This is a genomic window from Sphingobacterium alimentarium, from assembly GCF_004342685.1.
Lineage (GTDB): Bacteria > Bacteroidota > Bacteroidia > Sphingobacteriales > Sphingobacteriaceae > Sphingobacterium > Sphingobacterium alimentarium.
Map to the genome: position 1 here is coordinate 1 of NZ_SMBZ01000024.1, position 25464 is coordinate 25464.

Annotated in this window: 23 protein-coding genes; 20 read left to right on the plus strand and 3 right to left on the minus strand. The window is 37.8% G+C overall.

Translation table 11 applies throughout. The features are described from left to right. Positions 1-127: 127 nt before the first annotated feature. The 11 genes from EDC17_RS09660 to EDC17_RS09710 all read left to right on the plus strand — a co-directional run bounded on the left by EDC17_RS09660 (position 128) and on the right by EDC17_RS09710 (position 15546). Positions 128-1747, plus strand: coding sequence for a DUF6377 domain-containing protein (locus tag EDC17_RS09660; protein WP_165894397.1), 1620 nt, complete (start codon positions 128-130; stop codon positions 1745-1747). A gap of 201 nt (positions 1748-1948) precedes the next feature. Then, positions 1949-4924: a SusC/RagA family TonB-linked outer membrane protein gene (locus tag EDC17_RS09665; protein WP_132777877.1), complete on the plus strand. Its 2976-nt coding sequence runs from the start codon at positions 1949-1951 to the stop codon at positions 4922-4924. A 12-nt stretch (positions 4925-4936) separates the two neighbouring features. After that, positions 4937-6457: a RagB/SusD family nutrient uptake outer membrane protein gene (locus EDC17_RS09670; protein WP_132777878.1), complete on the plus strand. Its 1521-nt coding sequence runs from the start codon at positions 4937-4939 to the stop codon at positions 6455-6457. Positions 6458-6492: 35 nt separating this feature from the next. Next, positions 6493-7968: a glycoside hydrolase family 30 protein gene (locus EDC17_RS09675; protein WP_243646111.1), complete on the plus strand. Its 1476-nt coding sequence runs from the start codon at positions 6493-6495 to the stop codon at positions 7966-7968. An 11-nt stretch (positions 7969-7979) separates the two neighbouring features. Beyond that, on the plus strand, positions 7980-9320 hold the full coding sequence (locus EDC17_RS09680; protein WP_132777880.1) for a DUF5125 domain-containing protein: 1341 nt from the start codon (positions 7980-7982) through the stop codon (positions 9318-9320). Positions 9321-9485: 165 nt separating this feature from the next. Continuing rightward, entirely contained in the window at positions 9486-10268 is a 783-nt protein-coding gene (locus EDC17_RS09685) for a succinate dehydrogenase cytochrome b subunit (protein ID WP_132777881.1), read from the plus strand. Between the two features lie 24 nt (positions 10269-10292). After that, the gene (locus tag EDC17_RS09690; RefSeq protein ID WP_132777882.1) at positions 10293-12227 is read left to right on the plus strand and encodes a fumarate reductase/succinate dehydrogenase flavoprotein subunit; all 1935 of its coding nucleotides are present in this window, start codon (positions 10293-10295) and stop codon (positions 12225-12227) included. Between the two features lie 64 nt (positions 12228-12291). Continuing rightward, positions 12292-13065, plus strand: coding sequence for a succinate dehydrogenase/fumarate reductase iron-sulfur subunit (locus EDC17_RS09695; RefSeq protein WP_132777883.1), 774 nt, complete (start codon positions 12292-12294; stop codon positions 13063-13065). Positions 13066-13299: 234 nt separating this feature from the next. Further along, positions 13300-13803, plus strand: a complete 504-nt coding sequence (locus EDC17_RS09700; protein WP_165894398.1) for a tetratricopeptide repeat protein — start codon at positions 13300-13302, stop codon at positions 13801-13803. Between the two features lie 192 nt (positions 13804-13995). Further along, the gene (locus EDC17_RS09705; RefSeq protein ID WP_132777885.1) at positions 13996-15270 is read left to right on the plus strand and encodes a sensor histidine kinase; all 1275 of its coding nucleotides are present in this window, start codon (positions 13996-13998) and stop codon (positions 15268-15270) included. Between the two features lie 84 nt (positions 15271-15354). Then, on the plus strand, positions 15355-15546 hold the full coding sequence (locus EDC17_RS09710; protein WP_132777886.1) for a hypothetical protein: 192 nt from the start codon (positions 15355-15357) through the stop codon (positions 15544-15546). A 316-nt stretch (positions 15547-15862) separates the two neighbouring features. On the opposite strand, the gene EDC17_RS09715 is transcribed toward EDC17_RS09710, so the two are convergent. Further along, positions 15863-16846 (minus strand): hypothetical protein, encoded by a 984-nt coding sequence (locus tag EDC17_RS09715; RefSeq protein WP_132777887.1) that lies wholly within the window; start codon positions 16844-16846, stop codon positions 15863-15865. 150 nt (positions 16847-16996) lie between these two features. On the opposite strand from EDC17_RS09715, the gene EDC17_RS17065 reads away from it, so the two are divergent. From EDC17_RS17065 to EDC17_RS09750, 8 genes are all read left to right on the plus strand, one after another. Beyond that, positions 16997-17242: a hypothetical protein gene (locus tag EDC17_RS17065; protein ID WP_207895739.1), complete on the plus strand. Its 246-nt coding sequence runs from the start codon at positions 16997-16999 to the stop codon at positions 17240-17242. A gap of 2 nt (positions 17243-17244) precedes the next feature. After that, positions 17245-17727, plus strand: a complete 483-nt coding sequence (locus EDC17_RS09720) for a hypothetical protein (RefSeq protein WP_132777888.1) — start codon at positions 17245-17247, stop codon at positions 17725-17727. Between the two features lie 7 nt (positions 17728-17734). Next, positions 17735-18241: a GbsR/MarR family transcriptional regulator gene (locus EDC17_RS09725; RefSeq protein WP_132777889.1), complete on the plus strand. Its 507-nt coding sequence runs from the start codon at positions 17735-17737 to the stop codon at positions 18239-18241. A gap of 3 nt (positions 18242-18244) precedes the next feature. After that, entirely contained in the window at positions 18245-18610 is a 366-nt protein-coding gene (locus EDC17_RS09730; protein WP_132777890.1) for a hypothetical protein, read from the plus strand. A 5-nt stretch (positions 18611-18615) separates the two neighbouring features. Further along, positions 18616-18990, plus strand: a complete 375-nt coding sequence (locus tag EDC17_RS09735; RefSeq protein ID WP_132777891.1) for a hypothetical protein — start codon at positions 18616-18618, stop codon at positions 18988-18990. A 14-nt stretch (positions 18991-19004) separates the two neighbouring features. After that, entirely contained in the window at positions 19005-19892 is an 888-nt protein-coding gene (locus tag EDC17_RS09740; RefSeq protein WP_132777892.1) for a TIGR01777 family oxidoreductase, read from the plus strand. Positions 19893-20047: 155 nt separating this feature from the next. Beyond that, on the plus strand, positions 20048-21316 hold the full coding sequence (gene dctA, locus EDC17_RS09745; RefSeq protein ID WP_132777893.1) for a C4-dicarboxylate transporter DctA: 1269 nt from the start codon (positions 20048-20050) through the stop codon (positions 21314-21316). Positions 21317-21507: 191 nt separating this feature from the next. Next, positions 21508-21951 (plus strand): lysoplasmalogenase, encoded by a 444-nt coding sequence (locus tag EDC17_RS09750; RefSeq protein WP_262708186.1) that lies wholly within the window; start codon positions 21508-21510, stop codon positions 21949-21951. Between the two features lie 12 nt (positions 21952-21963). Here the strand turns inward: EDC17_RS09750 and EDC17_RS09755 are convergent, their stop codons facing one another. Then, complete coding sequence (locus EDC17_RS09755) at positions 21964-22425, minus strand: hypothetical protein (protein ID WP_132777895.1); 462 nt, start codon at positions 22423-22425, stop codon at positions 21964-21966. 301 nt (positions 22426-22726) lie between these two features. Between EDC17_RS09755 and EDC17_RS09760 the strand changes: the two genes are divergently transcribed. Continuing rightward, positions 22727-23335 carry a DoxX family protein gene (locus EDC17_RS09760; RefSeq protein ID WP_132777896.1) on the plus strand — a complete coding sequence of 203 codons (609 nt, stop codon included), beginning with the start codon at positions 22727-22729 and terminating at the stop codon, positions 23333-23335. Here EDC17_RS09760 and EDC17_RS09765 read toward each other — a convergent pair whose 3' ends face one another. After that, the gene (locus EDC17_RS09765) at positions 23336-25447 is read right to left on the minus strand and encodes a type IA DNA topoisomerase (protein ID WP_132777897.1); all 2112 of its coding nucleotides are present in this window, start codon (positions 25445-25447) and stop codon (positions 23336-23338) included. Positions 25448-25464 lie beyond the last annotated feature (17 nt).

Genomic DNA, 25464 nt, shown 5'->3' on the forward strand with positions numbered 1-25464 from the left:
AACTAAATTTCAAAATGACAAAGAACGAGCTAGCCTTAATGGGCCAAATTTGTTTAATTTTTAAAACGTCCCGATTTTAATGGGACACTAGTGAATCACTAACTAAACTGATTTAATATAAATTCTGATGATTCGCTATCTCCTATTATTTTTTCTGATGTATACTTGTCTAGTTACCTTGGGGCAAGATGAAGCACAATTAAAAAATGTAGAAAGAGAATTTGAAGCTGTATTGAAAAAAGAAGATTTTTTTCACCAGAAAAGAATCAAAGAAATTAACAATCTCAAAGCTCAAATGGCGAAAAAAAAAGGCTCGAAAGAAACTTTCGATTTGTCCTATCAACTTTTTCAGGCCTATAAAAAATTCCAAACAGATTCAGCCTTAATTTATCTCAACATCAGCAAAAGTTTGGTGCCCGCGCAGGACATTTTCACCCTTTACCAAGTAGATCTCGATCTCGCTGCGCTGTATTCTTCTTCGGGCAAGTATATTGCGGCATTGGATTTATTGGAAACCTTAGATCGAAATAATATCCCGAACGAATTACTGGCGAAATATTATGCTACACATGTATCTTTTTATAGTCAATATGGGCAGAGCAATGATGGAACGGAATTTTACCAGAAAAGTGAACGCTATCGTGATTCATTGTTGCACATATTAGACAAAAATTCCCTGGACTATAAATTAGAATTAGGGATAAAAAAACTATATGCTGGAGATAGAGAGGAAGCACAAAAGTCCTTTTTGACATTAATCAATGACACCAAGCGCTCCTTAGAAAACACTGCACTAATAAATTATCTTCTGGGATTGGTGTACAAATACAATGGCGAAACCGATCTGCAGCAATATTATTTCACCAAATCAGCCATCGCAGATATACAATTAGCCAACAAGGACAATGCATCTTTACAGGACTTGGCATTAACCTATTACGAAACCGGAAATATCGATCATGCATTCAAGACCATTGATAAATCAATCAAAGATGCCACTTTTTGCAATATGCGCTACCGCATTATCGAAGGAACGCTCTTCTATCCGATAATAAATGCAGCCTACCAGAAAGAAATTGATGACCAACGCAAAAAATTAATCGTCAACTTGGTGCTCATAAGTATACTTTCACTCATTCTGATTGGCGGATTTGTATTTATCATCAACCAAAATAAAACACTTAAAAACATTAAAACGCAGCTTTCGGCGACCAATGCTAAGCTGCGCGAGTTGAATACACATATTCACAATCAAAATTTGGCCCTTTCGGAATCCAACCATATTAAAGAAGAGTATATAGCGCAGTTTTTTGACATGTGCTCATCGTACATCGAAAAAATCGACACACTTCGCAAAACCGTGCTAAAGAAAGCGACCAGCAATCAAACGCAAGAGCTTATCAACAGTCTGAAGTCTACATCGCTTATCGAAAAAGAAACCGCGGAACTGTACCAAAATTTTGACTCTATTTTCCTAAACCTCTATCCTACTTTTGTCGACGATTTCAACAGCCTGCTGCGGGAAGATGAACGCATCCTACTTAAGGATAAGGAACTCCTCAACACTGAACTGCGTTTATTTGCTTTGATACGATTAGGTATTGATGATAGTGTGAAAATTGCCAGTTTCTTGCGCTATTCATTACGCACGGTGTATAATTACCGAACCAAAGTGCGAAATAAGGCCGCAGTTGACCGCACACAGTTTGAAGATTTGGTCAAAAATATAGGAAAAATCGACAGATAAACCATCAAATCAAGTACTTTTTTGGCGCTTAATAAACTCCTAAAATCCTGAATAACTGATAGTTAAATTTAAAAACAAGTACTTTTCAAACTTCCCGTATTTATAGTTTTAAATACTATGTATAGCTTTATATAACGATGGAACAGGAAACTCTATCGCAAGGATAATTGCCTATTTTAAGATAACCAATTCTATTTTCTTATGTTATTTTTTATTAAAAGAAAAATACCATTGTTCTATCTATTCATTGCTCTGCTGTGTGTATTTTCTAATGCGCAGGCACAAGACACAAGAGTGGTGCGCGGAAGAATAATGGATGCGACAAACTCCCTCGCTTTGCAGGGTGTAAGTGTTTTACAAAAAGGCTCCACATCAGGTACTACTTCTGATAACAATGGCCATTTTCAAATTTCCGTATCCCCAAATTCCATTTTGGTCTTTTCCTACGTAGGCTACGAAACAAAAGAGCTACCAAGCAGCAGTGCTGAGATGGTCGTTTCGCTAGATCCCATTGACAATGTGCTAGAGGATGTAGTAGTAATTGGCTATGGAAGTGTAAAAAGAAAGGATGTAACTACAGCTATCTCATCGGTATCAACTAAGGACCTGGACAGAAGACCTATCGTAAATGTAGGACAAGCCATACAAGGCAGAGCCGCAGGTGTATCGGTGATTCAGCCCAATGGGGCGCCAGGTGCTGAGATGTCTATTCGCGTACGGGGTACAACATCTTTCAATGCGAGCAACGATCCATTGTATGTCGTAGATGGTGTTCCCGTAGAAAATATTAAATTTCTATCACCGAATGATATCACGGATATCCAAATCCTGAAAGATGCTTCTTCTGCTGCCATTTATGGCTCCAGAGCAGCTAACGGAGTTGTCCTGATTACGACGAAATCCGGTACTGTTGGTGAAGCAAAAATATCACTGAATGCGCAGTACACAGCCAACGTGGTAAACAATTCATTCGAAGTATTAAATACCCAACAGTATAGAGAATTGCAGGAAGAAATCGGATTGGTGAATCTCCCGTTAGGATTGACCGACCAGACCGACTGGTTCAAAGAGGCATACAAGGTGGGTTCATTACAAAATTATCAACTTTCTATTTCCGACGGTACGGAGAAACTTAAGTACTATCTTTCAGGAGGCTATGTGTCGGACAAAGGGATTTTAGAAAGTTCTTTTTTCAAACGTTATAACTTCAGAGCCAACATCGACAATAATGTGCGCGATTGGCTTAAAGTAATTGCCAATATTAACTACTCCGACTATAATGACAATGGAATCATATCGGGCACAGGCTCTAACCGGGGCGGTGTGGTGCTTTCGGTAATTAATACGCCGGTATACGCTCCTATTTGGGATCCAATCTATCCCGAGCGCTATTATAACAATTTTTATGGTATCGGTAACATCACTAGCCCGTTGGAGAATTTGGCTCGCGGCAAGTATAATAAAAATAGGGAAAATAGACTGTTAGCGTCGGGCAGCGCGACGGTGACTTTCCTCCCGGAATTAAAATTCAAATCGACATTAACCCTAGACCGGAGACACGGCTTAAATACTACGTTTCTAGATCCAATCTCGTCTGTATGGGGAAGAAGTCAATTTGGTACAGCTTCCGATTTTCGAAATACGAACAGCCTTATTGTATGGGATAACGTCCTCACCTATAGCAAATCCTTTGACAAGCACAGTATCGAGGCTATGGCTGGATCATCATGGACAGATTCAAAATATTCGAATAGCTATATCAATGGATCACACTTCAGAAATGAGATCATCCAGACTTTGAATGCTGCCAATAAAATAGCATGGAACGGCACAGGTAGTGGAGGATCCAATTGGGCTTTATTCTCCCATTTTGCGCGTGCCATGTACAATTATGATGGAAAGTATTTATTTACAGCCAATATGCGTGCTGACGGGTCTTCCAAACTCAATCCAAATGACAGATGGGGTTATTTCCCGTCATTTTCTGCGGCATGGAGATTGTCATCCGAAGCATTTCTACAAGACGTGAACTGGATCAATGACCTGAAAATCCGTGGTGGATGGGGACAAACAGGTAACCAATCCGGCTTAGGTGATTATTCGTACCTACAACTTTACAATATCGAACGTTTTCAATGGTTTCAAGTAGGATTTGAAAATGCGGTGCCTAATATTAGCCCTGCCAACCTTCGTACCCGGGATTTGAGTTGGGAGACAACAACCCAATCTAATATTGGTTTAGACTTTGCAGGTCTTGGTAATCGTCTTTCCGTGACGTTGGATTATTACCATAAGAAGACGACCGACATGCTGATGTATGTATCTCTACCTGAAGGACAGATCGCGCAGACTATCCGTAGGAATGAAGGCGAAATGACAAATAGAGGTTTCGAGGTCGCGGTAAATACCAAAAACATTCAGAATGCATTGACTTGGGATACAGATTTCAATATTTCATTCAATCGCAATAGATTAGACAAACTGGAACTGCAAAAAATCTATTATAACGCTAAAACCGTTGATGTAGTAAATGATTTTGTCGTAAGAAATGAACCTGGTAGGCCATTAAGTGGATTTTTTGGATACATCTCGGATGGTGTGAATCCAGAAACAGGCGAATTGATGTATAGAGATCTGAATGGTGACAGCAAAATTTCTTCGTCAGACAGAACTTACATTGGTGACCCAAATCCTAAGTTTACCTACGGTATGACCAATAATTTTTCATGGAATAATATTGACCTCAGTATTTTCATACAAGGCACGTATGGCAACGATATTTTCAATGCCAGCCGTATGGAAATGGAAGGCATGTATGATGGCAAAAATCAAATCACCAAAGTACTGGATCGCTGGAAAATACCTGGACAGATTACGGATGTGCCTAAGGCCGGTTATGACATGAAAAATTCAAGTTATTTTATCGAAGATGGAAGTTATTTAAGATTGAAAAACATATCCCTGGGTTATAACTTCCACTCCGATAGATTAAAAAGACTAGGTATTAACAAACTACAACCTTATTTTTCTGCGAGCAATTTACTAACCCTGACCCGATTCACAGGTATGGATCCAGAGGTTAATCAGTGGGGAGGCAACGGAGCCGTACAAGGTATCGATTGGGGCACATATCCGCACAGTAGATCATTTGTATTCGGATTAAATCTTGTATTTTAAAATTGAAGGATCATGAAAAGATTTATAATATACCCTTTATTATTAGCGCTTTGCGTAAGTATTTTTAATTCTTGCTCACTCGTCAGAGATCCTTTGGAGAGTTATTCGGATGTGAGTGAAGGTGAAAGTCAATCGGGGCAGCCAATTGTATTTAAAGACAGGGCATCGGTTGATAATTATTTAAATTCCTTGTATCAGCAATTGCGCGACCGCCAAGAGCATTGGTATCTTGACCTCTTACTGATCGCCGAATCACATGCTGACAATGCTTATGCGGGTACGACAGGAGCAGAAGTCGTTCCTTTTGAAAACAACTCTATCGAAGGCTCTAATTCTGTCGTAGACCGAGACTGGTCGCGCTATTTGGAAGATATTGCGCGCGCAAATCGATTGGTCATCTTTGTCGATAGTGTCGCGGACAATAGCCTCTCTCCTGCTCTTATTAAATCGTACAAGGCTCAAGCCAAAGTATTTCGTGCTTTGGTCCTATTTGATATGGTACGCATCTTCGGATCCATACCAGTTGTGACGACAGTAGCTCCGGATATTACGGGCGAAAACGTATCGGAGGTTTATCCACAGTATTTCCCTAAGCAAAGCACCGAAGAAGAGGCTTATCGACAAATCGAGAAAGACTTGCTAGAGGCTTTGGTGGATGCGCCAGACAACAACAATGTCGATAAAACAAAGTTCTCAAAGTCCGTAGCTAAAGCCTTGCTGGCAAAAGTATATGCAGAGAAGCCTATTCGCGATTATGCCAAAGTAATTCAATATGCGGATGCATTAGCAGCTGATGGATTTGATCTGAATCCCAACTATGCCGATTTATACGCGCTTACTGCCGATAATAAAGATTTGGCGCAGCGCAATACCCGGGAGTCTATTTTAGAAGCACACTTTATGCCCGGATCGGGCAACTGGGTATCATGGATGTTTGGTAGAGATTTGTCCAATTACGAAGTCAACTTTACTTGGGCAAAATGGGTAACTCCATCTCGTGATCTCATTCAAACGTACCAAAACGAAGGCGACGTGATTCGTATGAATCAGTCGATCGTATACTACACTACGACTTGGAGCAATTATTACCCTTCGTCGCATTACCCATTTATGTTTAAACTGCGCTCGGGAATGAGCAGTATCATCAAACTTAGGTATGCCGATATTTTATTACTGAAGGCAGAAGCACTCATCCAACAAAACGCACCCAATCTTACTGCTGCAGCGGAAATCATTGACAAAGTACGCACACGCGTTAGTCTTCCGAAATTGTCATCAGCTGACAAATCAAGTAAGGAAAATTTGTTAAATACCTTACTAAAAGAACGCCGATTAGAACTCGCCTTCGAAGGACAGCGCTGGTTTGATTTGGTCCGTTTGGACAAAGTAGAAACGGTTATGAATGAAGTTTTCAAAAAAGATAGTGGCAGAAGGCCGTTAGTATATCCGTTCAATGAGAATTCGTACAGATTACCTATTCCTCAGAGCAAAATAGATCAAAATCCTAATCTAGTACAGAATCCAGGTTATTAATAATTGATGTTATGAAATTTTTAAATAATAAAAATATGCTACAAGCACTCTTATTGTCTTGCTTACTCACGGCTTCGGCTTCATGTCAAAGAGATAGTTTTACTCCTTCGGAAAAAGAAAAAACAACAACTTCCGGTGATATATCAGTTCTTATGACCACCAATAATCGGGCATACGATCTGACCAAATTATATGTGGACTTCAGTGATAAATTCAATATGTCACCCAATACCATCAAACTTTTGCCAGCGACACAATACCAGACTATGGATGGATTTGGAGCTGCAATCACGGGTTCGACATGCTATAACCTAATGAAAATGAACAAAGAAGATCGCACCCAGTTTCTTACCCAAACTTTCTCCGAAAGCCAGGGGCTGGGCATGAGTTATATTCGTATTTCCATTGGCTGTTCGGATTTTTCGTTAAGTGAATACACATTATGGGATACACCGGGTAAAGAGAATTTCGCCCTTCAGGAGGAAGAGAAAAATTATGTAATTCCTATTTTGAAAGAGATATTGGCAATAAACCCCAATCTCAAAATCATGGGCTCACCTTGGACTGCGCCGCGATGGATGAAAGTAAACAACCTGACGGATCTGCAACCTTTCAGCTCATGGACAAGCGGACAACTAAATCCGCAATATTATCAAGATTATGGATGGTACTTTGTACGCTGGATTGAGGAAATGAAAAAAGAAGGTATCAATATTCATTCTATCACGATACAAAATGAGCCTTTAAACCGCGGTAATTCTGCTTCTATGTATATGACATGGCAAGAGCAGCAAAAATTCATTAAAGTGGCATTAGGTCCACAATTGAAAGCTGCTAATCTACAGACAAAGATTTATGCTTTTGACCATAATTATAATTACGACAACATTGAGGATCAGAAAAATTACCCCATCAACATCTATAACGATCCGGCAGCTGCAGCCTATATCAGTGGTGCTGCATACCACAATTATGGAGGCGACAAAGCTGAATTGTTGAATATTCACAACCAACGCCCTGACAAAGAGCTTGTTTTCACAGAAACATCTATTGGTGAATGGAATGAAGGTCATAATTTAGAAAAACGCCTGACGGATGACATGCGTGAGGTAGGTCTTGGCACGGTCAACAATTGGAGTAAAGCTGTCATTGTATGGAATCTGATGCTGGACACTGAAAAAGGTCCGAACCGCGATGGAGGCTGTCAGACCTGCTACGGCGCGGTGGATATCAATAGCAAAAATTATAAATCAATATCTCGCAATTCGCATTATTATGTTACTAGTCACCTTTCGTCCGTGGTAAAACCTGGCGCAGTACGCATCGGTACTGAAGGTTATACAGCTACCGGATTAGAATATGCTGCATTCAAAAATCCAGATAACTCCTACGCTATGGTGCTCATGAATGATGCGAATGAAAACCGTAAAATAACATTAAGTGATGGTACAAAACACTTTAGCTACGATGTGCCCTCCAAGTCTGTTGTTTCTTTCAAGTGGAGTAATTAATTTATTGTGTTATGAAAAGATTTAATTATTACATTTTCACATCGCTGCTGTACATGGCTACACTGCTCTCTTGTCAAAAAGAGAAATCGTACGAGTACCAAGTCGGCGATCCTACTTTAGCGATCAAATCCGATGTAAGCAAAGCTTTATTTGGCGATAGCCTGTCTTTTGAAGTCGAGGTGAATGATTCACAGATTGACCTGTCCACGCTAAAAGCACAGCTGTACTTTACGGATGACTTAGTCAGCGAAATGGTGATACGGACCAAGCAACCTGGCACATACCGTGGCAAGATCTATGTTCCTTATTACAAGAATATTCCGAACGGAACAGCCACATTGAAATTCATTGTGGAAAATATTTCACAAAAAAAGGCAGAAAAAATAGTGGATCTGCCGATCACTCGTCCAGATTTCCCGTATATCGAGCTTATTACCGCGAGCAAAACGTACAAATTGCTTAAACAAGCAGACAACACATACGCTTTGACAGAAAATTTACCGTTCTCGGTAAAGGGCTATCTGCAAACACCAAAAGTGGGAAGCCATGGAAATGTGATGCAGTTTGGTTGGCTTAATAATGAAATAGCTTTGGGAAATACTAATGAAATTCCTTTTTCCAACTCCACTTCCGGGACTTACACGATTCAGTTCAATACGCTGACTTACGAAGCATCGCCATTTATCATAGCCTATGCACTGAATGGACAGGTATTCACTCGTATTGATGATAATCGATATAAAGTCGAATTGATGATCAATAAAGGGGAGCCAATTACTATCGATGGTATTGAGGATTTAAGCGAGTGGTGGATAGATACTGATTATTTCAGTCAAGATACCGACGGCAACCTCACTTCTAATGTAATTAATGGCAAATACCGTATTACAGCCGATTTCGCCAAGAAATACTTTATCATCGAAGCGATGTCTGGTAATGACCTTGCATCATTACAAGCTGATGGAACGGGGGCCATATGGATTATTGGTGAAGGTATAGGAAAACCGGCAGTAGCGACCAATCAAGTAGGTTGGAATCCAGACAATGCACTGTGTCTCGCCCCTATCGGAAATAAAAAATATCAAATTACCGTCACTGGTGATCAGACGGTCTGGATGGACTTCATCAACTTCAAGTTTTTCCATCAAAAAAACTGGGGCGGTGAATTTGGAGGATCCAGCATCAGCACCACTAGTGACCTGATTTTCATCGGAAATGGAAGCAACGGTAGAGACTCGGGTAACTTAGGATTACTAACTGGCAAAACTATCGCAAAAGATAAATCATATATCCTAACGGTAGATGTCAGCGCTGGAAATAATAATGCCACGCTCGAAGTAAAAGAAAAATAAAAAAACATCAAATATGAATAGTCGCATTTCGCTCCGAATGCGACTATTTTTATTTAACTTTAGGTGGTTTAGAACAATTCTAAATTACATCTTTTTTATGCGTTTAAAGTCATTTTTAATAATGATTAGGTACTTTTGCAAGAAAAATTTAAACATTTAAGGATAATGAGTAGTAAATCAAAGCCGCTATTTAGTTCTTCTATAGGCAAGAAATTAATCATGAGCTTAACAGGACTATTTTTATGTACATTCCTGGTAATTCACTTGATTGGTAACTTACAGTTATTTAAGAATGACGAAGGCTATGCATTCAACAATTACGCGCACTTCATGTCGCAATTCGCTCCTATTAAAGTAGTTTCATACTTACTTTATGCTTCTATTGTCATCCACGCTGTCTACTCCTTGGTCTTAACGATTAAGAATAAAGCTGCTAGACCAGTTGGGTACAACCAAAAAGCAGGAAATGAAAACAGCAAATGGAATTCACGCAACATGGGTATCTTAGGTACTATCATCTTAGTATTCTTAGCTACACACATGCAGCACTTCTGGTTTCAGTACAAATTCGGTACAACACCTTATATCGAATACAACACTGAGATTGTAACCGGAAATCGTCAAACGATTTCGTCTGACGTATTACCGTCAAACTACGATGGTTATAAAATCTTCGTAAACGATGGTGTTGAAACTATCCAAACGAAAGACTTGTACAAGCAAGTAGCTTATACTTTTCAAAACCCATTAATCGTATTATTATACTTGGTTGCAATGGCAGCATTAGCATTCCACTTAATTCACGGTTTCCAATCAGCATTCCAAACAATAGGTTTCAACCACAAAAGATATATTGGATTCATTAGATCAGTTGGTATTTGGGTATTTGGTGTGATTATCCCTATTGCATTCGCAGCGATGCCATTGTATTTCTTTTTCAAAGGTTAGTAATCTCTATTTAAAAATAAAGATATGTTAGATTCTAAAGTACCAGCAGGCCCATTAGCCGAGAAATGGTCAAAACATAAATTCAACATGAAGTTGGTGAATCCTGCCAACAAACGTAAATTTACAATTATCGTAGTAGGTACAGGATTAGCAGGTGCTTCTGCAGCTGCTTCTTTAGCAGAGCTTGGTTACAATGTTAAAACTTTCTGTTACCAAGATTCACCTCGTCGTGCGCACTCGATCGCTGCCCAAGGTGGTATCAATGCTGCTAAAAATTATCAAAATGACGGTGACTCTGTTTTCCGTTTATTCTACGATACAATTAAAGGTGGTGACTACCGTGCGCGTGAAGCAAACGTACACCGTCTAGCAGAAAACTCAGTAAACATCATCGATCAATGTGTGGCTCAAGGTGTTCCTTTTGCACGTGAATACGGTGGTTTATTAGATAACCGTTCATTCGGTGGTTCACAAGTATCCCGTACGTTCTACGCACGTGGTCAGACTGGACAACAATTATTATTAGGTGCTTACTCAGCATTAAACCGTCAGATCCACAAAGGAAAAGTTCAATCTTACACTCGTCACGAGATGTTGGACTTAGTGAAAATTGATGGTCATGCAAGAGGTATCGTAACCCGCGACTTAGTAACTGGTAAAATCGAAACGCATGAAGGACACGCTGTATTATTATGTACAGGTGGTTACGGAAACGTATTCTTCTTATCGACTAATGCAATGGGTTGTAACGTAACGGCCTCTTGGAGAGCACACAAACGTGGTGCATTCTTCGCGAACCCTTGTTATACACAAATCCACCCTACATGTATCCCTGTAACAGGTGATCACCAATCCAAATTAACGTTAATGTCTGAATCATTACGTAATGACGGTCGTGTATGGGTACCAAAAACAAAAGAATTAGCAGCAAAATTGCGTAAAGGTGAATTGAAACCTGCTGACATCAAAGAAGACGACAGAGATTACTTCTTGGAGCGTAAATACCCTTCATTCGGCAACTTGGTACCACGTGACGTGGCATCTCGTAACGCGAAAGAAATGGTAGATGATGGTCGTGGTGTTGGTAAAACTGGTTTCGCTGTATTCTTGGATTTCGCTGATGCGATCAACCGTATGGGTGAAGATACTGTACGTGCTAAATATGGTAACTTATTTGACATGTACCACAAAATCACAGACGAAAATCCATACAAACAACCAATGCGTATCTACCCTGCTGTTCACTACACAATGGGTGGTGTATGGGTTGATTACAACTTGATGACTACTGTACCAGGATTATACTGTTTAGGTGAAGCTAACTTCTCCGATCACGGTGCTAACCGTTTAGGTGCTTCGGCATTAATGCAAGGTTTATCAGATGGTTACTTCGTAATTCCTTACACTGTAGGTGACTACTTAGCAAACTTAGGATCATTTGCTCCTGTTGATAAAAATCACCCTGCTTTCGAGCAAACACGCAAAGAAGTTGAAGATCACGTGAACAAATTATTATCACTTCGTGGTACTAAAACAGTTGATGATATTCACAAAGAGTTAGGTCACATCATGTGGGAATACTGCGGTATGGCACGTACAGCTGAAGGATTGACTAAAGCTAAAGGATTGATCCAAGACTTGAAAAAAGAATTCTGGTCTAATGCAAACGTATTAGGTGAGAACGAAGAAATGAACATGTCGTTGGAGAAAGCTGGCCGTGTTGCTGACTTCTTAGAATTAGGTGAATTAATGGTTGATGATGCCTTGAATCGTTCAGAATCATGTGGTGGTCACTTCCGTTTAGAATCTCAAACTGAAGAAGGCGAAGCAAAACGTAATGACGAAGAATTCGCATATGTAGCTGCTTGGGAATACAAAGGTGAAGGTCAACCAGAAGTTCTTCACAAAGAAGAGTTAGTATTCGAGAATGTTAAGTTAACACAAAGAAGTTATAAATAGTTTGATTACTGTGTAGTTAGGATTTCTTAACTACACAGTATATCGACTGTAATCATATATAGATATGAGTAATCACATGAATTTAACGCTTAAAGTTTGGCGTCAAAAAAATGATAAATCAACTGGTCAATTCGTAACGATTCAGGCTAACAATATCGCTGATGATATGTCTTTCTTAGAGATGCTTGATATTATAAACGACGATTTGACTCGTAAGGGTGAAGACCCTATATATTTCGATCACGATTGTCGTGAAGGTATCTGTGGTATGTGTTCGTTGGTAATCAACGGTCGTCCTCACGGTCCTAACCAAGGTACGACGACTTGTCAATTACACATGCGTTCATTTCACGATGGGCAGACTATCGTTATCGAGCCTTGGAGAGCAGCAGCTTTCCCTGTGTTGAAGGATTTGGCTGTAGATCGTACTTCATTCGAACGTATTCAGCAAGCGGGCGGGTATGTAAATGTAAATACAGGTGGTGTTCCTGACGCAAATGCTATTCCTATTCCTAAAGTGATTGCGGACGAAGCATTCGAGTCAGCTACTTGTATCGGTTGTGGTGCATGTGTTGCAGCTTGTAAAAATGCTTCCGCGATGTTATTCGTATCTGCTAAAGTATCTCAATTTGCTTTATTGCCACAAGGTCAGACAGAGCGTTATGAGCGTGCTCAAGCTATGGTAGACCAAATGGATGCTGAAGGTTTTGGTAACTGTACGAATACTGGAGCTTGTGAGGCAGAATGTCCAGTAGGCATTAAAATGACAAATATCGCAAGATTAAATAGAGAATATTTAAGTGCTAAAATCTTTTCAGAAAGAGATATACACGCTTAAGATATATCACTCCATCCTTAATAAGAAGACCGTGTAAAAGTGTTTTACACGGTCTTTTTCTTTTTCCATATCTCAATAAATTCAGCAATTTGCTTCCAAAATATGGGTATAATCCTTCATTCATTAAAATAATTTAAATATTAATTTTTATATTTGAGTCTACATCTATCTAACCACATGCGATCAAACCAGCTATTAAAACTAATCATAGTTTTTATAACTTTTTTTGTATACATGAATCCCCTACTTGGACAAAATAGCCAAGCGGATAGTCTATTGCGGTTAGTCAATCCCAACAAACCCGACACAGCAAACGCCAAAATATACTACGAATTAGCACGCACACATTACTCCAGTGACACCAGAAATGCACTCAACTGGGCTCGCGAAGCAGCAAAATATTATAAGAAAGCCGACAATCTAGAACGAATGACACGCTGCATGAATATAGAAGCAGTGTGCTTATTGATACTGGACAAACCCGACGAAAGCATAAAACTCCATTACCAGATTCTTAAAATAAGAGAAGAGCTGAAAGATACCTTGGCAATCTCTGAGACATTGCTAAATATTGGTAATGTTTACTACAGAGGTCAAGACAAAGAACAGGCTGTCAAATTTTATAAGCGTAGCAAAAAATTTGCTGCTTTGAAAAATAACACCAAAATGTTGGGTAGCCTCAGCAATAATATTGGTAATTATTATATGGATATCTATCTACAAACTAATAAGGTTTAATATAAAAATCAAGCTATTCAATACCTCAAAGAATCCATCGTATATAAGAAAAAGTTAAAGACTGACCCTACGCTCGACCGAAGTTATAATGCACTTGCAAGAGTTTATTTCCATGCCGATGAAATAGACCAAGCTTATAACTACGCCTCTGTTGCGCAGCGAATAGCCAAACAAGACAAAGATCATGAAAGTGTGGGGAGTAGCCACCTCCTACTCGCGTCCATCGCCTTGAAACGTAAAAATCCGGATTTAGCGCAATCCTTACTGGATGACTTACACATCTACATCACCGAAAATAAAGCGTTTCATATTCTCAATCTATTCGATGAAGAAATCCTTCAGCTTCGGAGCCAAGTGCGTAATGTGCGATCCAATAATTTCATTGAGCTGGATTCACTCCGTGGTGATAGTTACGAAAATTTGCTTCTCGCTCGACAAAAAGTACGCGAAGAATTGAATATCAAATACGAAACAGAGAAAAAAGAGCTCGAAAATGCTAACTTGGCTTTAAAAAATAAAATCCAAGAGAGCAAGGCTCAGCTAGGCAAGGCCATTACGTTAATTCTTATCGTCTTTGCTCTGGCACTCGTGATCTTTATATTTTCGTTGAAAAAGAAAAACAAAGCTATTATTAAGTCCCAAAAGTCTATTGAAAAGCAAGCCTCGCAACTCGCACATCAAAACACACTACTCAAACAATCGGAAGCTTTCAAGGCTAAATTGTTTTCTATTGTATCACATGATCTAAAATCACCTATTAATTCTTTAAAAATATTTGTCGATCTCTCTTCTCAAAAAAATCTTTCATCCGAAGACTTTGATTACTTGATGGAAAATCTGAAGCAAGAACTGGATATTACATCCAGTTTATTGGATGATCTATTGTATTGGTCCAAAGCACAGATGCAGACCAATTCCATCGCATGGTCCAACTTTGACCTGAGCGCCGTCGTCAATAAATGCATCTACACGCTAAGTCCCAATATCAAATTAAAGCAATTGAAGATAAAAAACCTTTTGAACCAGAACTTGATTATTTGGGGGGATGAGAAAAGGTGCGAATTCATCGTTAGAAATATACTGCACAATGCGATTAAGTACAGTGAATTCTACAAAGAAATCGAGATCGGTGTATTTGAAAATACATCAAGTTGGGATTTTTATATCAAAGATAATGGTATTGGTATTTCGGAAGACCGATTAGAAAAACTATTCGAAAGCAATTTCTCAAAAGGAGGCACAAAAGGTACATTGGATGAGCAAGGAGCGGGTATTGGATTGCTACTTTGTAATGATTTCGTAGAAAGTTTATATTGGAAGCTTCATGTCGAATCCAAATTAGCCGCAGGTACTATTTTCCATATTTCCATTCCCAAAAACCCAGCTTCTGCTAGCTCTTCAGCAGGTACACAACCTCAGGTACAAGCATCCAAACCCATTAAAAATCCTATACATTCAAAAATTTAACTGCTATATCGTATCTTTGGTATATAATGATAGGATATGGATATAGATAAAAGCCTTCTCGTAAATATCGTCTTACTAATTCATATGGCCTTAACAGGCATTATGTTAATTCGTCTTTTCAAGTTGAAAAATGCGACGGTAGGACAACTCATCATGACTTTTATTGGCTTAATGATACCTGTATTAGGACCATCTGCATTAATTCTATACTTTACTCATCAAGTTAAAAAGAAAGATCAGGAGCAGAATAGGCCTTCACCCAAAAAGTCGTTTTAAGGGCTAATAAGGATCACATGCATTTTGAAAAAGCTAAAAAGTGGGGTTCCATTGCGCTACTAGTCACACTTATAAATGGTATTCTGATAGGAATACTATTTATTGACACACTATTTCAAGTCTGGTTTACAAGTTCTATCTATTATTTGGTAATATTTAGCTGCGCAAGCATACCTATCGGGTTGATTGCTTAAATTATTAGCATAAGACTTTACAAGACAACATTAGCGACTATACTTATCTTTATCAATGCATTTTTACTAATAGTACCAATAATATTTTTGTATATCGTTACAAAAGGATTTTGCGTAATCTGCTAACCTTTTGCCAAATCAATATTATCTCTAAAATTGCCATTTTCATCTTCGATGAAAGACATAGGTTTTTCAGGATTTTGGATTATTTCAAATAGTAGAAAACCCCAAGGCTTCCAAAAGCTTTCTAAAACCTGACCATATGTTTTCACCGCCCAATTATCAAATATCGGTTTGAGTGTCCAATCATTCAACGGCATAGGCTCTACGTACACCCTTTCAGGCGTTTCCATATAAGTATATTCTGGCAAGCGATTGAATAGATAGGCGGAATAGAAATAACGCGCACAGATCTCTTCGAATTGGATAGGATGCAGCTTCTTACCTCCTACTTTGGCCAATATTTCGTCGTGATAGATAGCATGAGTGCCATTATCCTGTAGTGTCGCGATTATGGCAAAATCTTTCATCCGCAAAGAGAATATCAAGGTATTGATTTCATCTCGGTACATGAAGGTATCTTCTGCATTGTCTACCTCAAATACTTGAATGCTAAAAGGATTCTTGTGCTCAAACTCCATCGGTACCACGATGGATTGCAACATGGCATGTAGATTACGGAATTTGTGTACCAACGCTTGAGAGAAATTCATGTCCTCTCCAGTAAGTACGGCCTGACGCATACCCACTTGAATCTCATTGAAGACTACGCCGTACAAAATCTTACTCACCCATTGAAAAAGCATTTCTTGCGGTAATTCGCGCACCGCAGCGTACCCTTCACCCATCGCGCGTTCGACCTTCTCTTCCACTTGTTCAAAGGCAAGTGCTGCCGCTGCCGAACATGGTAATTGCAATTGCTTGTACGTGACAAAACTTTCATCCAACATTTTGAAAGGCTTTTCTTCCAAATCAAAGGCACGCATCATCCAAACCGGGAATACCTGAAGCTTCTCATCTGCTGAAGCTAACTTATCCCCTGTCAAAAAACATGTATTGTTATCGAATTTGAAATCTAAGAATGGATTGTAAAGTTTTGTCGTCATATTGACTGCAAAGGTAATACAATTCAATTGTTAATAAATTTTTAGTTTTCCTTATTACGATGCGTTGACGAATTTTTAATTTATTTTATTTTCAATAATTTTTGAAAGTTCAATAATTACATTTATATTTGAATATTAATCAATGTTATTATGAGAAAAGAAAAAACAGGATTAATCTTTCATATTATATCAATTATTTGTGGAGTATGGTTTTTATTGACAGGTTGGATCTGGTCATTCCTCCTCGCTGCATTTATCTCATACCCCATCGCCATTATTGGTATGCTGTTTTGGGGATTCGGTAGTAAATACAGTGATAAACTCACCACGCCAATTCTAACACTTTATTTCACCGCATTAACAATTTCTATTATTAGTATTTTTCTATACAGATAATCATGAAAACTGCAATAAAAATAATTGGGCATTTATTCGTGATACTAGTTTCATCTCTGTATCCAGCTCTATTTGAACTACCAAGAATCATAAAAGCTTTTAGAACGGGGTTTTACAGGAATGGAGATGAATATTACTATCCAGAATATCCAGTAGATAATCTTAAGGAAATTTTAGAATTAGCATATCCAAGATTTACATATATGGCAATTATATCTATATGTATATCGGCATTAGTATTATTTTCTTTTGCTATATACAAAGAGAACAAATATGAGAAAGGTATAATACTAACATTTTTCCAAAAAGTAGTTTATCTAGCTTTACCACTTTATATTCCATTTTCATTCTTATTGTTATACTTTTTTGCAGCACCTCGAATAATCTTAGCATATTTTATTCTAACACCAATTACATATAGCCTATTCTTAAATATTCTACTATTTCTATTCGTAGATTTTTGGATTGAAAAAAAACTTAAATAAAAACACGATGAAACTCGAAGAAGCAAAACAACAATTTATAGACACTTGGGGCGCATTAGGTTCGGAATGGGGGATTAATAAATCCGTGGCACAAGTGCATGCCTTACTCCTATCTAGTAGTAATCCTATATCAACCGATGAAATAATGGAATCGTTAGTCATTTCGCGAGGAAATGCCAATATGAGCATTCGTCAATTGATTGATTATGGAATTGTATACAAGAAACATATCGCAGGAGATCGCAAAGAATATTTTGTCGCAGAAAAAGATGTCCTGAAATGGGCAATGAAAATAGCCATTATGCGCAAAAAGAAAGAATTAGATCCCGTGATGGATATACTTAAAGAGCTTTCGGTTGCGACAGCAAATGAGAAATCAGATGACGGGAAAGAATTTCACAATACGGTTAAAGAAATTCAAGAATTGACTGACCAATTGGAGAAAATTGCGAATAAAGTCTTTGCGTCGAACAGAGCAGATTTGCTGATCAAATTATTCAAATTTATTATTTAGGCTATGAATTACAATATCCTTTCGTACACAATTTTCTCGCTCATTACCATTTACATTATTATTTGGGTGGGAAGACTTTTTCATCGTAACGGAAGAATATTTATCCTTTCATTTTTCCAAAATAAAGAAGAGTTAACAGATACGACCAACAATCTATTGTTGACTGGCTATTATTTATTCAATATCGGTTATGCCATCATCCAATTTAGCTATTGGAAAAAAATTGAAACGATAGCCGATATGTTGTCCAGTACATTAGAAAAGACCGGGATTCTAATTCTCATACTTGCATTTCTTCATTATAATAATATGTTGATTATCTACGTAATATCGAATTATAAAAAAAATAAACACACAACTAAAAACTAAATATCATGGAAAATTTAACCGTAATCGCGTATAGCATTTATTTACCAATAGCCATTGGTCTGACTTACTATGTAGCCTATGTTTTATTCAAAAATAGTCTAGTTTATATGAACGATATTTTTCAGGGACGACCTGATGTGGCTTTGGCTACCAACAATTTATTTAGAATAGGATTTTATTTAATGAATATTGGATTTGCACTATACATTTTGGAGATGTATCTCGACCAAGCAAAAGTTCAAACCTTAATAGAACAATTGAGTTACAAAATCGGAGGATTTAGCATATACCTCGGCATCATGCTATTCTTAAATATGTTTTTGTTTTTCAGAGGTAAAAGGATTGCAAAGCAACGTAGAAATAATCCTTTAGCTGACTAATTAAATACAAAGTCATGAAAAAAATCATATTAGCAGGCGGAACAGGTTTTGTAGGCAAGTATTTAAAGAAAGAATATCTAAAGCTTGGTTATAAAGTAATAGTCATTGCTCGGAATAATGGTGATTTGAATTGGCTTGATAGTGCAAAAATAGCAGCGGCTTTAGAAAATTCAACATTATTAGTTAATCTGGCAGGTAAATCCGTCAATTGTCGTTATAATGAGAAGAATAAAGCGGAAATCTTTTCTTCTCGTACTGAAACAACAAATATTCTGGGTGAAGCCATTAAGAATTGTAAAAATCCTCCAGAACTTTGGATTAATGCTAGCACAGCTACCATTTATAGAGATGCGCGCGATAGACCGATGACAGAGAAGGATGGTGAAATTGGAACGGGATTTTCGGTAGAAGTAGCCAAAAAATGGGAACACGCCTTTTTTAATTTCGAAATGTTTAAAACGCGTCAAGTTGCACTGCGCATGGCGATAGTATTAGGCAAAGATGGTGGTGTTATCGAACCCTTTGACAATTTAGTCAGATTCGGATTAGGAGGTCAGCAAGGTGATGGAAAGCAGATGTTTAGTTGGATTCATATTGAAGATTTATATCGAATAATTCGATTTATTGAATTGAATAAAAACAGGAATGGTGTATACAATTGTTCCGCACCGCATCCAATTACTAATAACACTTTTATGAGGACGTTTAGACAAGTAAAGAAAATATCTTTTGGATTACCTGCCCTAGCCCTTCTGTTAAGAATCGGAGCAGCAATTATTGGAACCGAAACAGAACTCTTGTTAAAGAGCAGATGGGTATTACCAGAAAGACTTATCCAACATGGTTTTGAATTCAGATATCCTACTATTACAGAAGCATTGACAGATATATTGAAAAAATAAGGCTTGCTTTAAACACATCTAATTAATAGCGTAAACATAATTGTCTACGCTATTTTTATTAGGAATAATATTTTTATACCCTTGCAATTTTAAAATTTACCTTATTTTAGGCTAAAATTTATGACTACATAAACCTGTAAACCTTACTAAATTAGATGAAGAAGCTTTTTAAGACCTTATATTTCCAAGTAATCATTGCCATATTAATCGGTATCGCCTTAGGTCATTTTTATCCAGAGATAGGTGTCGCGCTGAAACCCTTTGGTGACGGTTTTATCAAGCTTATTAAGATGATTATTGCACCATTGATTTTCTGCAGTATCGTACTGGGGATATCGGGTATGCAAGATGTGAAGAAAGTGGGTAAAATCGGGGTACGCTCGATGGTATATTTTCAAATCACGACCTTCACGGCCATGTTCATTGCGTTGGCCGTAATCAATCTCGCTAAACCTGGCGATGGTATGAATATCAATGTCGAACATTTGGATACCAGTCAAGTAGGTACATTTATCGAAGGTGAAAAAGAGCAACGAGGCATCGTACAATTCTTATTGGATATTATCCCCCACAATATTATCGGATCCTTGGCAGAAGGTAATATTCTCCAAGTTTTATTTTTCGCCATCCTCTTGGGTTTTGCTTTTGCTAAAATGGGCGAAAAAGCTGAGCCCGTGAAAACCGTATTACAGTCCTTCCTAGACGGTATTTTTATAGTTATCAAAATGATTATGAAAGTAGCCCCATTGGGTGCTATGGGCGCTATTGGATTTACGGTAGGCCGATATGGTCTAGACATTTTAAAATCCTTAGGCATGATGATGATTTGGTTTTATGTAGCCTGTCTTATCTATATTTTCGTATTTATTGGTTTAATACTCTACCGCAATAAGATTAGTCTTTGGAAATTTTTAAAGTACATCAAAGAAGAACTATTGATTGTATTGGGCACCTCTTCTTCTGAGTCTGTACTTCCTGCTATCATGGAAAAACTGGAGAAAGCAGGCTGTAATAAGTCTGTTGTACGCTTAGTCATTCCCACAGGCTATTCTTTTAATTTGGATGGAACCGCAATTTATCTCACGATGGCATCGGTATTTTTGGCGCAAGCCATCAATCAACCAATGAGCTTGAGTGAGCAATTGTTTCTATTATTCGTATTGACATTCACTTCCAATGGTGCTGCAGGAGTGACAGGATCAGGATTTATCATATTAGCCGCTACCCTACCTGTTGTAGGGCATATTCCTGTCGAATCTATCGCTATCGTATTTGGTATAGACCGTTTTATGAGTGAAGCACGTGCCTTGACTAATATTATAGGGAATGCTACAGCTGGTCTAGTAATCGCAAAATGGGAAAAAGAATTGGATATGGAGCAATTAAATCGGGTATTGGAAAAGAATGAAGTCGTAACGGAATAAACAAACTAATCCTACGCTATGCAGCTTAAAATGAAACAAATTCCGCTGATACTATTGGCTATAGTTTTTATTTTAGACTTATGTATTATCGGTTTTTCGCTGGATAGCGGTTGGCGATTCTATACCAAACTATTCTTAATTCCTATTTTGATAGTTTATTACCGATGGAATGCCGACAAATCTAACTACTTATTCATAGTGGGCTTAATACTAAGTTTTTTGGTGATCTGTTTTTAATGTTTAAAGGTGGATTTATATCAGGATTATCCAGTTTTTTGCTTGCACATATTTTATACATTCTTTCGTTCAGAGCTTATTTCCAAAAGAAGAACTTCTATATACTACCATTGATAGGAATTTTTGTAATGGGTCTATTCGGTTTCTTGTTTCCTCACCTAGGCCCGATGAAAATCCCAGTATTAGCCTACGCCATTACCATCGGAACGATGTTGTATATTGCACTCGGAACAACTAATAAGCTACTGATATTGGGAGCTACGCTATGTGTCCTTTCGGATTCTATTCTAGCGATAAATCTATTTTATAAACACTCAATAATTGGATCGTTGGGTGTGATGTTCACCTATGTAATGGCTCAGTATATGCTGGTACGAGGCATGATAAATATCAAGTGAAGAATATTTAATTTAAAAAGTCAAATCCCCGGTTTTATCGAGGATAATCAACGATGATATTTTATTTTCTCTCATTAAAATAAGTTGATGAAACCCCTTTTTGCCCATCACTTTACATATACCTTTTCGAGGTATCCCATCCCAATTCTTAAATTTTGATTTATCCCTTTCATTAAACTCATCAAAAACGATTATTTCGATATTATCTGATAATACATCTTCTTTGAACCGCTTGAAATTCACAACCTCATTTTCTTTAGAATCGACTCTATAACCAGCAATAAAGGAAGACCAAAAATTCTTACTTGAATCCGAGCTATCATAGAAAAATCTTTCAACTAACTCAGTTTCCTCAATATCTGAAGTATATATTAACTTAAAAAACTCTTTAATATTTTCTTTTACTAGGGAAGCTTGCGCATTCACAACCGTAAACGAAAATACAAAACAAACTATAGTAAACATTCTTTTCATACAACTAAATATATGAAAATAATGTTAAAAAATTTAACCTACATTCACTTTAAAATTCTCAAAAACTAAAGGTGCGTTCACGGTTTGTCATTTAGGATTCTATTCTTGCAATAAATCTATTTTATAAACACTCAATGATTGGATTGTTTAGTGTTATGATTACTTATGTTTTTGAAGCTATTCATGTTTGCAAATGGGATTATAGAGTAAAAAGAAGCAAGTGCTAGCATCTCCGAATAGAAAATGAATAATTTTTATGGAAATCAAGCCACTAGTTCATCATCATTAAAACTTGACGACCATGAATTATAAACCAACTGCTCCAACGAAAGAATTATTTATACTTGGATTGCGAATTTTATTATTTATAATTTTCATGAATTATGGAATCGGAAAACTTAGTGGTGGGCAGTTTGGAAATCTAACAACACAAGAATTAAATACACCAATAAAAGACTTGAGTCTTTTTAAAATTGGATGGCACCTATTTGATCACCAACCTTTTAAAGCATTTATAGGAATTAGTCAAATTATAGCCGCGTGCCTTTTACTTTTTAATAGAACCTATTTAATTGGATTATTGATTTTGACACCTATTATCATCAATATTTTAATTATTGATTTAACTATTATGCCTTACGGATTTAAGGTCACTTTTTTCTTTAGGCTTACTTTCTACCTCCTTTATATATCATTAATCTTTTATCATTTCAGAAAATCACTCTTTCCAGCTTGGAAAATATTGACTGAAGAGAGAGATTTTCGTCCAAAAATATCTAATAAATGGCATTACCTATATCTACTCTTAATTATTCCTTTTTTAGAAATATTTAGCGGACTTTTTAAAAATCTTTATATGATAATTCGACATTTCGATTTCTATTGGGATAAGTTCAAAGATTATTTCTAATTACCCCACATTCACTTTAAAATTCTCAAAAACTAAAGGTGCATTTACTATTTGTCCTTCTTTGGTTTTTACACCTTTGAGCTCGGAAGTTTTGCCTTTTTCTAAGAGATTTTTCATTTCTTTCTCTTCGAGGAAAACACCATTCAGCGTACGCCATATTTTGAAATCACATCCTCGTGCATAGTGATCACATTGCGCGACTTTATCGTACAGATGAATATTGCCTGGTTTACATTTCGGACATTTAATCTTTCCTTTTTGTTGAGGTTTTATCTCCTCTTGCGGAATAGACATCCGAAGTTGCAGAAGCTCCTTGGTAATTTTGACCGTGTAATCTTTTATATGCTTCATAAAGACATCGTAGGACACCTTATTTGCACGCATTTCTTCCAATTTCTGTTCCCACTTACCTGTCAAAGTCACTTTAGCAATCGATCGGTCTTTGACCAGATTATATAGCGCTAAACCTTTTTCGGTAGGAATTAGCTTCTTTTTATCGCGTTTGATATAATCACGTGAGAATAAAGTCTCAATCGTAGCCGCACGTGTAGCAGGAGTTCCTAAACCACAGTCCTTCATTGCCTGGCGCATCTCCTCATCTTCGATTTCCTTACCGGAAGTTTCCATAGCCTTCAACAAGGATGCCTCTGTATGAATAGGTCTTGCTTTAGTAAAGCGCTCGGACAATTCTAAAGTCAGAATTTCAAGCAATTCCTCAGCCGTCAATTTTGGTAATTGTGCGTTTTCGTTGTCTTGATCGTCCGTATTTTTATCATCATCGGGTGCTTCTACCTGATCTGCTGACAATCGCCAACCGTATTGTCTGATTACCGTTCCTTTGGCAATCAACTCTACTCCTGCTGCATCAATGGTCACGGTTGTGATATCTTTCAGACAGACTTCCGAAAAACTTTCCACCATACGCTTAGCAATCATATTGTATATATTCTGCTGCTCTTTGAGCATGGGGCCCGGTTTTTCATCCGTTACCAATAGAGCGTGGTGATCCGTCACCTTCTTATCATCTACAGAACGTTTATTGAGCTTGGCACCAATCAAATTGCGCGAAATCGCTGCTATGCTTTCATCCGCAGTATTGGACAAATGTTGAAATAGCGAGTCAATTTGCTCAAAAACGTCTTCGCCAATATAGCGCGAGCCCGTACGTGGATAGGTAATAACCTTTTTCTCATATAATGTCTGCGCAATACTCAATGTCTGATCGGCAGAATAACCATATTTCTTGTTGGCATCTTGCTGCAATGATGTCAAATCAAACAGCAATGGCGGTTGTTCTTTAGTTTCCTTTGCTTCGACTTTAACAACTTTGGCTTCAGAGCCAATGGTAATCTTGGCTATGGTTTCTTCAGCGACGTCTTTCTTATCAATTTTATCGGATGTCGCTTTGAAAGAAATATTATCTTTTTCAAAACCTGCTTGAATTTTATAAAAAGCCTGTGGTTTGAAATCTTTATTCTCTAAATAACGGGAGCAAATCATCGCCAAGGTCGGCGTTTGCACACGACCCAAGGAAAGCAAGCCCTTATTGCCCGCCGCTAGGGTAATAGCCTGTGTCGCATTGATTCCTATCAACCAATCCGATTCCGAACGCGAACGAGCTGATTGGTACAAACTATCGTACTCCGTACCCTCTTTTAAGTTGGCAAAACCTTCTTTTATAGCTTTATCCGTCTGCGAGGATATCCACAAACGCTTGAACGGAACTTTTAATCCTAAATAGTAATAAATATTACGGAAAATCAGTTCACCCTCACGTCCAGCATCCGTTGCCACAATGATTTCTTCAGCCTTTTCCAAAAGACCTTTAATGATATTTACTTGCTTCAGAGCACCGTAATCGTCGATTTGCTTGCCGTCTTTGCGCACTTTCTTGACTTCCAAATTGAATTGATTTGGAATGATTGGCAAGTTGGCGACAGACCAAGTCGCATAGCCGTAGGCTTGCGGCGTACACAGTTGCACCAAATGTCCAAAAGCATAAGTAAAGGCATACCCATTGCCTTCAATATATCCATCTTTCACGTCCTTCGCTCCCATTACACGCGCCAAATCCCGAGCTACCGAAGGTTTTTCTGCTATTACTACTTTCATATTCTTGGAGACAGTCC